The sequence below is a fragment of the Streptomyces sp. NRRL F-2664 genome (genome assembly GCF_000719345.1).
Lineage (GTDB): Bacteria > Actinomycetota > Actinomycetes > Streptomycetales > Streptomycetaceae > Streptomyces.
Genome location: NZ_JOFX01000014.1, coordinates 1 through 14,799, shown reverse-complemented (window position 1 = coordinate 14,799; position 14,799 = coordinate 1). Strand labels below are relative to the sequence as shown.

General features: G+C 72.9%; 12 protein-coding genes and 1 tRNA gene. 9 read left to right on the top strand and 4 right to left on the bottom strand.

Annotation, left to right across the window (positions count from 1 at the left end; all coding sequences use genetic code 11):
* Positions 1-67: 67 nt before the first annotated feature.
* The 3 genes from IF89_RS42065 to IF89_RS0115130 all read right to left on the bottom strand — a co-directional run bounded on the left by IF89_RS42065 (position 68) and on the right by IF89_RS0115130 (position 3,798).
* The gene (locus tag IF89_RS42065) at positions 68-379 is read right to left on the bottom strand and encodes an FmdB family zinc ribbon protein (RefSeq protein WP_030767025.1); all 312 of its coding nucleotides are present in this window, start codon (positions 377-379) and stop codon (positions 68-70) included.
* Between the two features lie 67 nt (positions 380-446).
* Positions 447-1,856 carry an MFS transporter gene (locus IF89_RS0115135; RefSeq protein WP_030767022.1) on the bottom strand — a complete coding sequence of 470 codons (1,410 nt, stop codon included), beginning with the start codon at positions 1,854-1,856 and terminating at the stop codon, positions 447-449.
* Positions 1,857-2,271: 415 nt separating this feature from the next.
* Positions 2,272-3,798: a potassium/proton antiporter gene (locus IF89_RS0115130; protein WP_107047277.1), complete on the bottom strand. Its 1,527-nt coding sequence runs from the start codon at positions 3,796-3,798 to the stop codon at positions 2,272-2,274.
* 287 nt (positions 3,799-4,085) lie between these two features.
* On the opposite strand from IF89_RS0115130, the gene IF89_RS0115125 reads away from it, so the two are divergent.
* Positions 4,086-6,944 carry a penicillin acylase family protein gene (locus IF89_RS0115125; protein WP_030767018.1) on the top strand — a complete coding sequence of 953 codons (2,859 nt, stop codon included), beginning with the start codon at positions 4,086-4,088 and terminating at the stop codon, positions 6,942-6,944.
* 6 nt (positions 6,945-6,950) lie between these two features.
* Here the strand turns inward: IF89_RS0115125 and IF89_RS0115120 are convergent, their stop codons facing one another.
* Positions 6,951-7,565, bottom strand: a complete 615-nt coding sequence (locus IF89_RS0115120) for a 5-formyltetrahydrofolate cyclo-ligase (protein ID WP_030767015.1) — start codon at positions 7,563-7,565, stop codon at positions 6,951-6,953.
* Positions 7,566-7,656: 91 nt separating this feature from the next.
* On the opposite strand from IF89_RS0115120, the gene galU reads away from it, so the two are divergent.
* The 8 genes from galU (at position 7,657) to IF89_RS0115080 (ending at position 14,693) form a co-directional block, all read left to right on the top strand.
* Positions 7,657-8,559, top strand: coding sequence for a UTP--glucose-1-phosphate uridylyltransferase GalU (gene galU / locus IF89_RS0115115; RefSeq protein WP_030767013.1), 903 nt, complete (start codon positions 7,657-7,659; stop codon positions 8,557-8,559).
* Between the two features lie 4 nt (positions 8,560-8,563).
* Positions 8,564-9,925, top strand: a complete 1,362-nt coding sequence (gene glp / locus IF89_RS0115110) for a gephyrin-like molybdotransferase Glp (RefSeq protein ID WP_051807080.1) — start codon at positions 8,564-8,566, stop codon at positions 9,923-9,925.
* A 123-nt stretch (positions 9,926-10,048) separates the two neighbouring features.
* Positions 10,049-10,528, top strand: a complete 480-nt coding sequence (gene moaC, locus IF89_RS0115105; RefSeq protein ID WP_030767008.1) for a cyclic pyranopterin monophosphate synthase MoaC — start codon at positions 10,049-10,051, stop codon at positions 10,526-10,528.
* A gap of 62 nt (positions 10,529-10,590) precedes the next feature.
* Positions 10,591-11,148: a MogA/MoaB family molybdenum cofactor biosynthesis protein gene (locus IF89_RS0115100; protein WP_051807099.1), complete on the top strand. Its 558-nt coding sequence runs from the start codon at positions 10,591-10,593 to the stop codon at positions 11,146-11,148.
* 17 nt (positions 11,149-11,165) lie between these two features.
* On the top strand, positions 11,166-11,774 hold the full coding sequence (locus IF89_RS0115095; protein WP_030767001.1) for a GNAT family N-acetyltransferase: 609 nt from the start codon (positions 11,166-11,168) through the stop codon (positions 11,772-11,774).
* A gap of 189 nt (positions 11,775-11,963) precedes the next feature.
* The gene (locus IF89_RS0115090; protein WP_030766998.1) at positions 11,964-13,013 is read left to right on the top strand and encodes a hypothetical protein; all 1,050 of its coding nucleotides are present in this window, start codon (positions 11,964-11,966) and stop codon (positions 13,011-13,013) included.
* A 78-nt stretch (positions 13,014-13,091) separates the two neighbouring features.
* Positions 13,092-13,165, top strand: a tRNA-Ala gene (locus IF89_RS0115085).
* A 109-nt stretch (positions 13,166-13,274) separates the two neighbouring features.
* A complete protein-coding gene (locus tag IF89_RS0115080; protein ID WP_078628308.1) occupies positions 13,275-14,693 on the top strand; it encodes a CoA transferase in 1,419 nt (472 codons plus the stop codon).
* The last annotated feature ends 106 nt before the right edge of the window (positions 14,694-14,799 follow it).

The following is a 14,799-nucleotide window of genomic DNA, read 5'->3' as shown; positions in this document are numbered from 1 at the left end:
CCCCCTGCCCGGGCATGCCGGAGGCCCCGCTGCCCGGTCGGGCGGGGCGGGGCCTCGGCAGGGAGCGTCAGGCGGCCGACGTGGAGCTGCTGCTCGTGCTGGACGACGTCGAGGACGACGAAGCGGCGGGAGCGGCGGCGGTCGACGTCGAGGACGACGAAGCGGCGGCGGGCTTCGAGGCAGGGGTGCTGCTCGACGAGGCGCCGCGGCTGTCGTTCCGGTAGAAGCCGGAGCCCTTGAAGACGATGCCGACCGCGGAGAACACCTTCTTCAGGCGTCCGTCGCAGTTCGGGCACACGGTCAGTGCGTCATCCGTGAACTTCTGCACGGCCTCGAGGCCCTCACCGCACTCGGTGCACTGGTACTGGTAGGTCGGCACGAATTTCCTCCTGGCACTCTCACTCAATGAGTGCTAACGACGCTCCATGGTGACGTATTCCGGCGGATCAGTCCACCGTCACCGGCACGCGGTGACCGATCCCACGCTCGTTCACCCGGTTACGGGCGGCCGGCGAGGGGGTGGCGGCGGGCCCGGCCCCGGCGGCCGGGGCGGTGCCCGACGCCGTGCCTGCACCCGTGCCGGTGGCCTCGGCCGGCGCCTGCGCGCCCGGCGCGGAGGAGTTCACGATCCGGCTCGGGGCCGTCGGAGCCAGCTTCGCGCGCAGGGTCAGCAGCGCGGCGAGCGCCAGCGCGGTGGCGGCCATCGGCACCATGAAGCCGTACGAGGAGCCGTGCGCGTCGGTCAGGCGGCCGGCGAGGATGACCGCGAGGGCCTGCCCGAAGGCGATCGATCCGGTCAGCCAGGTGAAGGCCTCGGTCCGGGCGTGCGCGGGGATCAGCTGCTCGACCATCGTGTAGCCGGTGATCAGGGCCGGGGCGATGAACAGGCCGACGACCAGGCCGAGCGCGCCCAGCAGGACCACGGAGTCCACGGCCCACAGCAGGGACGCGGCGGCGGTGAGTCCGAGGTAGCCCAGGACCAGCCGGCGGCGCGGGCCGATCTTCCACGCGACGGCGCCCATGGCGATGCCGGCGATCATGTTGCCCGCGGCGAAGACGCCGTAGAGCAGGCCGTTGGCGCCGGGGTTGCCGATCTCGTTGGAGAAGGCGGCGAGCGAGACCTGCATACCGCCGAAGACGGCGCCGATCCCGAGGAAGGCGAAGACCAGGACACGCAGGCCCGGGTAGGACAGCGCGAAGGTCCGCTTCCCGCCGGTGGTCGACGGGGCGTGCGTCGCGGGCTGGGAGGCCCGGCGGGCGGCGAAGAGCAGGCCGCCCAGCAGCGTCAGCGTGGCCTCGGTGACCAGGCCGGCCGCCGGGTGGACGCCGGTGCACAGCGCGGTCGCGAGGACGGGGCCGACGACGAAGGTGAACTCGTCCGTGACGGATTCGAAGGCGGCGGCCGTCGGCAGCAGCGGAGAGCCCTCGAGGCGGGCGGCCCAGCGCGCCCGGACCATGGGGCCGACCTGCGGCACGGAGGCACCGGCCGGGACGGCGGCCAGCGCCAGGATCCAGACGTCGGCGTCGGCCAGCGCGAGGGCGGCGAGGCCGCTGACGGCGGCGGCGTGCGCGAGGACCACGGGCACCAGCACGGCGCTCTGGCCGAACCGGTCCGTGAACATGCCCATCAGGGGAGCGGACAGGGCCATCGAGATGCCGGTGACGGCGGCGACGATGCCGGCGCTGCCGTAGGAGCCGGTGGTGTGCTGGACCAGCAGCAGGATGCTGATGGTCAGCATGCCGAAGGGGAGTCGCGCTGCGAAGCCGGGGAGTACGAAGCCGAGGGCGCCGGGTGTGCGCAGGAGCTGCCCGTAGCCGGGGCGGGCGGACGTGTCGGTCGTGACCGCGGATGTCACGGCCTTGCCTTTCCGCTGCCTGGTAGAGCGTCCCCCGTCTGCGGACGGTGCCAGTGCTTTGTGAGCGGTCGCACCCGTACGTATGGGGAGCCCCGAGAGCTGTCCTCTTGCGCAGAACCGAGTGATACCTGGGCGCCCACTGCGGGAGGGTGCCACGGCCGCTTTGCGGTCGCGCCAGCTCTGCGTCAGGCAGAGTTGGTTCGATCTGTTGTGCCTTCATCGTACAGGGAGACCCGTTATCACGCCCTGTGATTGTGCCGACAAGCCCTGTCTTCACCTGCGATCAACCAAAGCTTTGCCGGTGACAGCACGTCTGTATCCGGACAGGGCCGGCCAGATCTCGCCGAATGGGGCGGTATGACGACGCCGCTCCCTTGGCGCCCACCCGTCGGTCTCCCGCCGGCCCCCTGCCGCTCTAGTGTCGCGAGGGCCCGTCGTCCGTGCCCAGCCAGCCCGCCAGCTTGCCGCCCCGGGCCACGGCCCGCAGCCGGGCCTCCGCCGCGTCCCGGACCGGGTCCGTGGCCACGACCAGCAGCTCGTCCCCGCGCCGCAGGACCGTCGACGGCGCCGGCACGAAGCTCTTCCCGTCCCGCACGACCAGCGTCACGGACGCCCCGGACGGCAGTCGCAGCTCGCTCACCTCGACGCCGTGCATCCGCGAGGCGGGCGGCACGGCGAAGGACAGCAGGTGCCCGCGCAGCTTCTCCAGCGGCGCCGACTCGATGCCGAGGTCGGACGCGGTCTCCATGCCCCGCCCCAGGTCCAGCGTGCGCGCCAGCCAGGGCAGGGTCGGTCCCTGCACCAGGGTGTAGACGACGACCAGGACGAAGACGATGTTGAAGACGCGGTCGCTGCCCTCGATCCCCGAGACCATCGGGATGGTCGCCAGGATGATGGGCACCGCGCCGCGCAGGCCGGCCCACGACATCAGGACCTGCTCCTGCCACGGGATCCGGAAGGGCAGCAGGCTGACGAAGACCTCCAGCGGCCGCGCCACCATCGTCAGCACCAGGCCGATGACGACGGCCGGCCAGAAGTCGCGGACCAGCTCGTGCGGGGTGACCAGCAGGCCCAGCAGCACGAACATGCCGATCTGGGCGATCCAGCCGAGCCCGTCGGCGAAGCCGCGCGTGGCCGGCCAGTGCGGCAGCCTGGCGTTGCCCAGGATCATCGCCGCCAGGTACACCGCGAGGAAGCCGGAGCCGTGGGCCATCGCCCCGGCCGCGTACGCCACGATCGCGATGGCCATGACGGCGATGGGGTAGAGGCCGGAGGCGGGCAGCGCGACGTGCCGCAGGCCGTAGGCGCCGACGAAGCCCACCGCCAGACCGATCGCGGCGCCGATCGCGAGCTCCAGGGCGATCTTGCCGAGCAGGACGTACCAGTCGTCGACGGGGCCGACCGTGGAGAAGGCCACCACCAGGATGACGACGGGTGCGTCGTTGAAACCGGACTCCGCCTCCAGGACGCCCGTGATCCGGGAGGGCAGCGGGACCTTGCGCAGCACCGAGAAGACGGCCGCGGCGTCGGTCGAGGAGACGACCGCGCCGATCAGCAGCGCCTGGCGCCATTCCAGCCCGACGAGGTAGTGCGCTCCCGCCGCCGTCACGCCCACGCTGATCGCGACGCCCACCAGTGACAGCATGATCGCCGCCGGCAGCGCCGGCCTGATCTCTTTCCACTTGGTGCCCAGACCACCTTCGGCGAGGATCACGACGAGGGCGGCGTAGCCGATGACCTGGGTCAGCTCGGCGTTGTCGAAGACGACGTTCCCGATGCCGTCCTGGCCGATGGCGACGCCTATGCCGAGGTAGATGAGCAGACTGGGCAGGCCGCTGCGCGACGAGACCCGTACCGCGGCCACGGCGACCAGCAGGACGAGCGAGCAGACCAGCAGCAGCTCGTTGAGCGTGTGGACAGTCAGCGGGCGGCCCTCCTCAATGCGCCCGGCGGATCGATCCTCCCGGCGGCAAGTTCGGCAAGTAGTTCGTTACCTTACCTAATCTTTGACGCGCCCTTTACGCGATAACCACATTGTGAAACGGCTGTTCCCCCCTGTCCTCGGGACCGGCGAGGTCGCCGGCCGGTCGATGTCCGGCCGCCTCCCGCACGGGCTCGGGATACGGGCCCTCCACACGGCCTCCACCCCTGGCGGATCAACGGAGTCGGTCCTGCGCCTATGGTTGCTCCCAGCACTCCCAGGACCACCCTGCCCCTCGAAGGACAGCGATGCCCGCCAACGAAACCGCTCCTCCCGTCAAGAAGAAGGGACGACGCGCCCGTCTGATCGTGCTCGTACTGGTCCTGGGGCTCGTCGCGGGCCTCGGCTACGGGGCGTACTGGAGCGTGGACGGTGTGCGCGCCTCCTTCCCCCAGACGACCGGCTCCCTCGACGTGCCCGGCCTGAAGGGCGCGGTCGAGGTCAAGCGCGATGCCCACGGCATTCCCCAGCTCTACGCGGACAGCGACGACGACCTCTTCCGCGCTCAGGGCTTCGTCCACGCGCAGGACCGCTTCTGGGAGATGGACGTACGCCGCCACATGACCGCGGGGCGGCTGTCGGAGATGTTCGGTGCCGGCCAGGTCGAGACCGACGCCTTCCTGCGCACGCTGGGCTGGCACCAGGTCGCGCAGGAGGAGTTCGACAAGAAGCTCTCGCCCGAGACGAAGAAGAACCTGCAGAGCTACGCCGACGGGGTCAACGCATACCTGAACGGGAAGTCCGGCAAGGACCTCTCCGTCGAGCACGCCGCCCTCAAGCTCAGCGACGGCTACGCCCCCGAGAAGTGGTCGCCCGTCGACTCGGTGGCCTGGCTCAAGGCGATGGCCTGGGACCTGCGCGGCAACATGCAGGACGAGATCGACCGCGCGCTGATGACGGGCAAGCTCTCGCAGGCGCAGATCGCCGAGCTGTACCCGCCGTACCCCTTCGACCGGAACAAGCCGGTCGTCGAGGGCGGCAAGGTCGACGGTGGCAAGTACACCCCCCAGGGCCAGACCGGAAACGCAGGAAGCGGCTCCGCCGGCGGTTCGGCCGGCGGCTCGGGCGGCTCAGCCGCCCCCCAGGCCTCCGCCGCCCAGGGCGCGGGCGACCCGACCGGCCTCGCCGGCAACGCCACCGCCCAGGGGGCGACCGTCGGCCTGCGCACCCAGCTGAGCGCGCTCGCCGACACCCTGGAGAAGGTCCCCGCGATCCTCGGCCCCAATGGCAGCGGCATCGGTTCGAACTCCTGGGTCATCTCGGGCAAGTACACGACGACCGGCAAGCCGCTGCTCGCCAACGACCCGCACCTGTCGCCGCAACTGCCCTCGGTCTGGTACCAGATGGGCCTGCACTGCCGCACCACCTCGGCGCAGTGCAAGTACGACGTCGCCGGCTACACCTTCTCCGGCATGCCCGGTGTGATCATCGGCCACAACGCGGACATCGCCTGGGGCATGACCAACCTCGGCGCCGACGTCACCGACCTCTACCTGGAGCAGATCAAGCCCGAGGGCTACGTCTACGACAACCGGGTGCTGCCCTTCAACCTGCGTGAAGAGGTCATCAAGGTCGCGGGCGGCGCGAGCAAGAAGATCACGGTCCGCACCACCAACAACGGTCCGCTCGTCTCCGACCGCAGCGAGGAGCTCGGTACCGTCGGCACCCGCGCCCCCGTGGACGTCTCGGCCCCCGACCGCGGGGACGGCTACGCCATCGCCCTGCGCTGGACCGCGCTGGACCCGGGCCGGACCATGGACGCGGTCTTCAAGCTCAACCAGGCCAAGACCTTCGACGACTTCCGCAAGGCGGCCGCCGACTTCGACGTGCCCTCCCAGAATCTGATCTACGCCGACAACAAGAGCCCGAACGGCAACATCGGCTACCAGGCCCCCGGCCGCATCCCGCTCCGCGGCCAGGGCGACGGCCGGATGCCCGCCCCCGGCTGGGACTCCAAGTACGCCTGGAAGGGCACCCGCGACGGCAACGCCGGCTACGTCCCGCAGAACGAGCTGCCCTGGGACCAGAACCCTGCGCGCGGCTACATCGTCACCGCCAACCAGGCCGTCGCCGAGGGCGGGACCGGCGCCGGCAAGTACCCGCACCTGCTGACCACCGACTGGGGCTACGGCGCCCGCAGCCAGCGGATCAACGACCTCATCGAGGCGAAGATCAAGGACGGCGGCAAGATCTCGACCGACGACATGCGCACCATGCAGATGGACAACAGCAGCGAGATCGCCGCGCTGCTGACCCCGATGCTGTCGAAGATCCAGATCTCGGACCCCGGCGTGCGCGCCGCGCAGAAGCTGCTGGACGGCTGGAACTACACGCAGGAGTCCGACTCCGCGGCCGCGGCCTACTTCAACGCGGTCTGGCGCAACATCCTCAAGCTGTCCTTCGGCGACAAGATGCCCAAGGAGCTGCGGATCGAGGGCAGCTGCACGAACGTCCTCGGCAACGGCACCGGCCCGGCCGACGACCTGTCCAAGACGGTCCGCGAGTGCGGCACCCGAGACGCGGACTCGGCGCAGCCCGACGGCGGCGACCGCTGGTTCGAGGTGGTCCGGCGCCTGGTCAAGGACGAGAAGTCGCCGTGGTGGAGCGCCCCCGCCAAGGGCCTGAACAAGCCCGCCACCACCACCCGCGACGAACTGTTCGCGCGGGCCATGGCGGATGCCCGCTGGGAGCTGACGGCCAAGCTCGGCAAGGACCAGTCCACCTGGAGCTGGGGCCGGCTGCACCAGCTGAACCTGAAGAACCAGACGATCGGCACCGAGGGCCCCGGCTTCATGCAGTGGCTGCTCAACCGCGGCCCCTGGAACGTGGGCGGCGGCGAGGCCACCGTCAACGCCACCGGCTGGAACGCCTCCAGCGGCTACGGGGTCACCTGGGTGCCGTCCATGCGGATGGTGGTCAACCTCAACGACCTCGACAAGTCCCGCTGGATCAACCTCACCGGCGCCTCGGGCCACGCGTACAACTCGCACTACACGGACCAGACGCAGATGTGGGCCAAGGGCGAGCTGCTGGAGTGGCCCTTCGGCAAGGAAGCGGTCGAGAAGGCCACGGTCGACACCCTGACCCTCAAGCCCGCCGGGTCGTGAGCCGGGTCATGCGCTGAAGCGGCGCACCCCCGACGGGGTGGCGACCGCCTGGACGGGGTGGTCGTGCGGTTCCTCCGGGACCCGCGCGACCACCTCGTCGTCGTAGAGGAGGACGACGAGCGCCGGATGCGCCCCGGCCCGCTCCAGCCGCTCCAGCACCCGGTCGTACGAGCCGCCGCCGCGGCCGAGCCGCATGCCGCGCCCGTCCACCGCGAGCCCGGGCAGCAGGACGGCGTCGGCCCGCGCGACGGCGTCCGGCCCGAGCGGCGGACCCGACGGCTCCCACAGCCGCATTTTCCCCGGGTGGGCGACCTCGACGAGGCTGTCGGGGCCCTCGTACGCCGCCCAGTCGAGGTCGTTGTCGGGCAGCAGCAGGGGGAGCAGCACCTGCTTGCCGGCCGCACGCAGGGCGTCGACGAGATCGCGCGTGCCGGGCTCGCCGCCGACCGAGACGTACGCCGCCACCGTGTCCGCACCGGCCAGTTCGGGCAGTCCGAGGGCGGCCACGGCGAGCGCCGCGGCGGCCTCCCGGCGGGCCTTGGGGGACCGGGCGCGGCGGGCCGCGAGGAGGGCGCGGCGCAACTCGGACTTGGCGGACCCGGTCGGCGGTTTCTCTGCCACGAGAATCAATTTTCCTTCGAATCAGGGCATATGTGGACCTACCAACTACGATCTCGTCGGCTGATCGGCAGGACCCACTATCGTGCTGGCCATGACTATGTTGCACCCCGTGATCAAGAAGGCCGTCATTCCGGCCGCTGGCCTCGGTACCCGCTTCCTTCCGGCGACCAAGGCGACCCCGAAGGAAATGCTCCCGGTTGTGGACAAGCCGGCCATCCAGTACGTGGTCGAGGAGGCCGTCGCGGCCGGACTCGACGACGTCCTCATGATCACTGGGCGTAACAAGCGTGCCCTGGAAGACCACTTCGACCGCAACTACGAGCTGGAGTCGGCCCTCATCGCCAAGGGCGACGACGACCGGTTGAAGAAGGTCCAGGAGTCCAGCGACCTCGCGACCATGCACTACGTGCGCCAGGGCGACCCGCGCGGCCTGGGCCACGCGGTGCTGTGCGCCGAGCCGCACGTGGGCCGCGAGCCCTTCGCCGTCCTCCTCGGCGACGACCTCATCGACCCGCGCGACCCGCTGCTGCGTCAGATGGCCGATATCCACGCCCGTACCGGCGGTACCGTCATCGCCCTCATGGAGGTCGACCCGGCCAGCGTCCACCTCTACGGCTGCGCCGCCGTCGAGGCCACCGACGAGCAGGACGTGGTCCGCATCACCGGCCTCGTCGAGAAGCCGGAACCCCAGGACGCCCCCAGCAACTACGCGGTCATCGGACGCTACGTCCTCAACCCCGCGATCTTCGACATACTGCGGGAGACCGAGCCGGGCCGCGGTGGGGAGATCCAGCTCACCGACGCCCTGCAGAAGCTTGCCGCCGACGAGAGCGTCGGCGGTCCGGTGCACGGCGTGGTCTTCCGGGGCCGTCGCTACGACACCGGGGACCGCGGCGACTACCTGCGGGCCATCGTCCGCCTCGCGTGCGAGCGGGAGGACCTGGGCCCCGAGTTCCGCACCTGGCTTCACCGTTACGTCACGGAGGAGATGTAGCACCTTGAGCAGTTCCGCACCGCAGGACACCGGCCACCGTCTGTGGTCCGTGGACGAGCACCTCGCGGACGTCCTCGCGGCCGTCCGGCCGCTGGAGCCCATCGAGCTCCAGCTGCTGGACGCCCAGGGCTGCGTCCTGGTCGAAGACGTCACCGTGCCCGTCGCCCTCCCGCCCTTCGACAACAGCTCCATGGACGGCTACGCCGTCCGCACGGCCGACGTCCAGGGTGCGAGCGAGGAGTTCCCCGCGGTGCTGACGGTCGTCGGGGACGTCGCGGCGGGCAGCGGCGAGCTGCCCACCGTCGGCCCCGGCGAGGCCGCCCGGATCATGACCGGCGCCCCGCTGCCGCCCGGTGCGGAAGCCGTCGTACCGGTCGAGTGGACCGACGGCGGCACCGGAGGCGGCGCCGCCTCCGGGATGACCCCGGCCAGTGCCGCCCCCGAACAGGCGGGCGGCGAGGTGCGCGTGCACCGGGCGGCCGAGGCGCGGGCGCACGTCCGCGCGCGCGGCAGCGACGTCCAGGCGGGCGACCTCGCCCTGGCGGCCGGCACGGTCCTCGGCCCGCCCCAGATCGCGCTGCTCGCCGCCATCGGGCGCGGCACCGTCCGGGTGCGGCCCCGACCGCGCGTGGTGGTCCTGTCCACCGGCAGCGAGCTGGTCCAGCCCGGCGAGCCGCTCGCCGCCGGCACCATCTACGACTCCAACAGCTTCGCCCTGGCCGCTGCCGCACGGGACGCCGGAGCCATCGCCTACCGGGTGGGCGCCGTCGCCGACGACGCCGACACCCTGCGCTCCACCATCGAGGACCAGCTGATCCGGGCGGACCTGCTGGTGACCACCGGCGGAGTCAGCGTCGGCGCGTACGACGTGGTCAAGGAGGCGCTCTCCTCGGTCGCGGCGGCCCCGGCACCCGGCGGGGGCGACGACGACGTGGAGGTGGACGCCACCCGGATCGACTTCCGCAGGCTCGCCATGCAGCCCGGCAAGCCGCAGGGCTTCGGCACGGTCGGCCCCGACCACACTCCGCTGCTCGCGCTCCCCGGGAACCCGGTCTCCTCCTACGTCTCCTTCGAGCTGTTCGTGCGCCCCGCCATCCGCGCCCTCATGGGGCTGCCGGAGTCCGAGGTCCGGCGGCCCAGCGTGCGGGCCGTGCTCAAGGCCGACCAGGCACTCGGTTCCCCGGCCGGCCGCCGCCAGTTCCTGCGCGGCGCGTACGACGCCGAGAGCGGCACGGTCAGCCCGGTCGGCGGGTCCGGCTCCCACCTGATCGCCGCCCTGGCGCACGCCGACTCGCTGATGGTCGTACCGGAGGACGTCACCTCGGTCGAGCCCGGTACGGAGCTCGAAGTGGTCCCGCTCGACTGAGCCGCGCCGTCCGTCCGCGCGCGCCGGGAGCCGTTCCCCCGGCGCGCCCCTCCGGCGGCCGGTGCGGGTAGCGTGTGTCGCACCACACAGGCCCCCGGGGGCCCAGAGCGGAGCGGCGCAGCAATGAGTACCGAGAGCAGGCTCACCCACATCGACGAGGCCGGTGCGGCCCGGATGGTCGACGTCTCCGGGAAGGACGTCACCACCCGGACGGCGCGCGCCAGCGGACGCGTCCTCGTCTCGCCCCGGGTGATCGAGCTGCTGCGCGGCGAGGGAGTGCCCAAGGGCGACGCCCTGGCCACCGCGCGCATCGCCGGGATCATGGGGGCGAAGAAGACCCCCGACCTGATCCCGCTGTGCCACCCGCTGGCCGTCTCCGGCGTGAAGGTCGACCTGTCGGTCGCCGACGACGCCGTGGAGATCCTCGCCACCGTGCGGACGACCGACCGGACGGGCGTCGAGATGGAAGCGCTGACCGCCGTCGCGGTCGCCGGACTCACGGTGATCGACATGGTGAAGGCGGTCGACAAGGGCGCCGTCATCACGGACGTCCGGGTGGAGGAGAAGACCGGCGGCAAGTCCGGCGACTGGGCGCGCTCGTGAACGCCCCGCGCGGCGGGGAGGTGCACAGCCACCGCACGGCGGCGGCGCCGCAGGCCGGTGCGGTGCAGCGGGCGGGTGAGGCGCCGCAGGCCGGTGCCGGACCGGCCGCGGAGTCCCTCGGCAGGGCGCTCGTCGTCACGGCGTCCAACCGGGCCTCGCAGGGCGTGTACGCGGACAAGGGCGGCCCGCTGCTGGCCGAGGCCCTCCAGCAGCTCGGCTTCACCGTGGACGGCCCGCGGGTCGTGCCCGACGGGGACCCCGTGGAGCGGGCCCTGCGCGAGGGCGTGGCCGCCGCGTACGACGTCATCCTGACCACCGGCGGCACCGGGATCTCGCCGACCGACCGCACCCCGGACGCCACCGCCCGGGTGCTGGACTACGAGATCCCCGGGATCCCGCAGGCCATCCGGGCCGAGGGGCTGGCGAAGGTGCCGACCGCGGCCCTCTCCCGGGGCCTGGCGGGCGTCGCCGGGCGCACGCTCATCGTCAACCTGCCCGGTTCCACGGGCGGGGTCCGCGACGGCCTCGCGGTCCTGAACCGCATCCTTGCGCACGCGGTGGACCAGATCCGCGGCGGCGACCACCCCGCACCGGCGGGACCCCCCGGGAGCCCGAGCTGAACGGCCCGACCTGGCCGGTGGTCCTGACCGACGGTGATGTCACGCTCCGGCCGATACGACTGCGCGACCAGAAGGACTGGCGCGAGGTCAACCGGCGCAACCGCGACTGGCTCCGGCCGTGGGAGGCCACCATCCCGCCGCCCGCGCCGTGGGGGCCGGTGGTGCAGCGGCCCACGTACCGCCAGATGGTCCGTCACCTGCGGGCGGAGGCGAACGCGGGCCGGATGCTGCCCTTCGTGATCGAGTACCAGGGGCGGCTGGTGGGCCAGCTCACGGTCGCCGGCATCACCTGGGGCTCGATGTGCGCGGGACACATCGGCTACTGGGTGGACCGCGACGTGGCCGGCCGCGGTGTGATGCCGACGGCGGTCGCGATGGCCGTGGACCACTGCTTCCGGAAGGTGGGCCTGCACCGGATCGAGGTGTGCATCCGCCCCGAGAACGGGCCGAGCCGGCGCGTCGTGGAGAAGCTGGGGCTGCGGGAGGAGGGGCTGCGTCCGCGCTACCTCCACATCGACGGCGCCTGGCGCGACCACCTCGTCTACGCGATCACCGCGGAGGAGGTGCCGGAGGGACTGCTGCCCCGCTGGCACCGTTCGCGCCACTCGTCGTCCCCGCCGAAATGAAGATGCCGGGGCCGCCGGGTTCCTTCAGCAATAAGCGAATATCTGTTCGAATTAGGGGCCCGAGGTAACCGATTCGCCCATAACCTGATCCGAAGAATCACAAAAAAAGTCCGTGATATCAGCGAGATCGCGCGACACACCGGCCCAATTGGCCGATCCCCCCGCCCGCGCCCCTCTACGGTGTGGGGTGTGAGCAGCAGCGGCCTCATCTACGCAGTCATTGTCGGGGCCTGGGCCGCCTACTTGGTGCCCATGTGGCTCCGGAGGCAGGACGAGCTGAACGAAGCCCGTCCGACGGAACGCTTCTCCACTGCCATTCGGCTGCTTTCCGGCCGGGCGGGAATGGAGCGCCGTTACGCCAAGGGGCTGCGTGAGCGCGGCGACGAGGAGGCGGATCCCCAGCCCCACGCGGACCCGGACGTCGCGACGGAGACGGTGCATTCCGTCGACGCCGACGCCCGGGCCCTCGGCGTGCCCCCGACCAGGGCCGAGCCGCGAGCGGCCGCCGCCGAGCGGGAGCAGCGGGCGGAGCGGGCCCGGCGGGAGAAGCGCCTGCGGGTCCTCGCGCGACGGCGGCGCACCACCGCACTCCTTTTCCTGGTCTTCACCGCGGGCGCCGTCGTCGCCGCGGTGGGCGGCCTGCGCTTCCTGTGGGCGCCCGCCGTGCCCGCGCTCCTGCTCAGCGCGTACATCGCCCACCTGCGGGTCCAGGAGCGGCGGCGCTACGAGTTCACCATGGACCGGCGGCGCGCCGAGGCGGCCGCGCGGCAGCTGCGGGAGGACCGCCCGCGCCGCCGCCACCCCGAGGAGGGTGCGGAGGCCGGCACCGAGCCGGACCCTGCACCACCGGTCTCCCCTCAGGAGGCCGGGCGGCGCGCGTTGGTCGAACAGACCGACCACGCCGAGTGGGTGGACCAGCAGCGCGAGCGCGAACGCGGCCCCGCCCGCGGTGACAGCTGGGAGCCCGTCCCGGTCCCGCTGCCGACGTACGTGACGGCCCCTGTCGCCCCCCGCGCCACCGGCCCCGTGGCCCCGGACGCCTGGAGCGCGACCCGCTCCAGCACGGCCGAGCCGACGGAGCCCCGCCTGCGCGCGCAGCCCGCCGTCCCCGCCCCGGCCGCTCCCGAGGACGACCCGCAGGACCGCACCGCCCCGCGCACCCGCGGCCAGGGCCGCGGCCGCACCCCGCTGTTCGACCAGTACGAGAGCGACGACCGCCCGCGCGCCGCGAACGAGTGAGCGGTGACCTGCGCGGACCCTGGCGGATATGCGTTTTGGAGCACCGGCGCAGGGGTGCTAATGTTTCACACGTCGCAAGGGCCTGTGGCGCAGTCTGGTAGCGCACCTCGTTCGCATCGAGGGGGTCTGGGGTTCAAATCCCCACAGGTCCACAGACGACAGTTCGCGAGTAGCTCTCGTGGACGTCACGAGATCCCGTTCCGCCGAAAGGCGGGGCGGGATCTCGGCGTTTCCGGGGGGTCGTTGGGCGAAGATGCCGTCATGGCGATCGGTGGTGAACGGGACGTTGCGACGGCGCAGGCCTGGGAGGCGCTCGGTGGGGCGCCCGGGCTCGTCGAACGGGTCCGGTACGTCGGCAGCGGGAACCTCGGTGAAGGACCGCTCGCCGTGCGGGAGTTGGCGCGCGCCACCGTCGCGGTCTGCGGGCTGGCGGCGGGGGAGCTCGGTTCGGTGCGGGCCGGGAGCCCGCCGTCGGACGCACCGCCCCTCGTGGTCGACGAGGGCGCGGTGGCCACGGCCTTCGTCAGCGAACGCCATCTGCGGGTCGGCGGCCGGCCCACGGTGTCCTTCGCCCCGCTGTCCGGCTTCTGGCGCGCCGACGACGGCTGGGTCCGTACGCACGCCAACTATCCGCACCACCGGGCCGCGCTCGTACGGGCGCTGGGGCTGCCGTCCACGACACCGGAGGCGCTGAGCGCGGCGGTCGGCGGGCGGACGGCCGTGGAGGTGCAGGAACGCGTGTACGGGGCGGGCGGCCTCGCCGTCGCCGTGGCGGGGCGGTACGGGGATCCGCAGCCGCTCGTGGAGACCGCGGCCGTGACGGGGGAGCGGGGCCGGGCGCTGGGGGGAGCGCCGCCGGGGCGGCCGGCCGAGGGGGTGCGGGTGCTGGACCTCACCCGGGTCATCGCCGGGCCCGTCGCCACGCGCACGCTCGGGCTGTTCGGCGCGGACGTGCTGCGGATCGACCCGCCGGGGCTGCCCGAGGCCGACGACGCCCACGCGGACACCGGCTTCGGGAAGCGGTCGGCGCTGCTGGACCTGGAGCGGCCCGCCGACCGGGCGGCCTTCGAGGAGCTGCTCGCCGGGGCCGACGTGGTCGTCGCCGGATACCGGCCGGGCGCGCTGGAGCGCCACGGACTCGGAGCGCGGGAGCTGTTGGAGCGCCGGCCGGGGCTGGTGGTGGCCGAACTGTGCGCGTGGGGGTGGCGGGCGCCGGAGCCGTGGGCCGGTCGGCGGGGTTTCGACTCGCTGGTGCAGGCGGGCCACGGGATCGCCGCCGCGTGCGCGGGGCCCGACGGGACGCCGGGGGCGCTGCCCGCGCAGGCGCTGGACCACGGGACGGGGTACCTGGTGGCGGCCGCCGTGATGCGGGCGCTGGCCGGGGGCGGCGGGCGGGCGCTGCGGTTGTCCCTCGCCGGGACGGGGTCGTGGCTGGTGCGGGGGCTGTCGCCGACGGGTGGTTCGGAGGGTGCGCCGGAGGGTGGGGGCGGGTACGCGGTGCGGCCGTGGCTGCGGGAGAGCGGGTCGGGGTACGGGGTGCTGCGGCACGCCGCCAGTCCCTTCGGGGAGTGGGCCGCCGGTCCGTCCCGGGGGGGGGGCGGACCGGGCCGTCTGGCTCCCGCGGTAGGGCGGCCGCCGCGCCGCTGCCGGGGGCGCCGCCCCCGGGGCCCCTGCGCCTAAAGCGCGGGCGGGGCTGGGGATGGGGCGCTGCCCCCGGACCCCCGCGCCTCAAACGCCGGCGGGGCTGGGCGGGGCGTCGGCGGGGCTGGGCGGGGCTTCGGCGGGG

Coding starts and splice junctions, on each gene's coding strand:
- IF89_RS0115080 (WP_078628308.1), top strand. CDS start 13,275: ATGGCGATCGGTGGTGAACGGGACGTTGCGACGGCGCAGGCCTGGGAG.
- moaC (WP_030767008.1), top strand. CDS start 10,049: ATGAGTACCGAGAGCAGGCTCACCCACATCGACGAGGCCGGTGCGGCC.
- IF89_RS0115125 (WP_030767018.1), top strand. CDS start 4,086: ATGCCCGCCAACGAAACCGCTCCTCCCGTCAAGAAGAAGGGACGACGC.
- galU (WP_030767013.1), top strand. CDS start 7,657: ATGACTATGTTGCACCCCGTGATCAAGAAGGCCGTCATTCCGGCCGCT.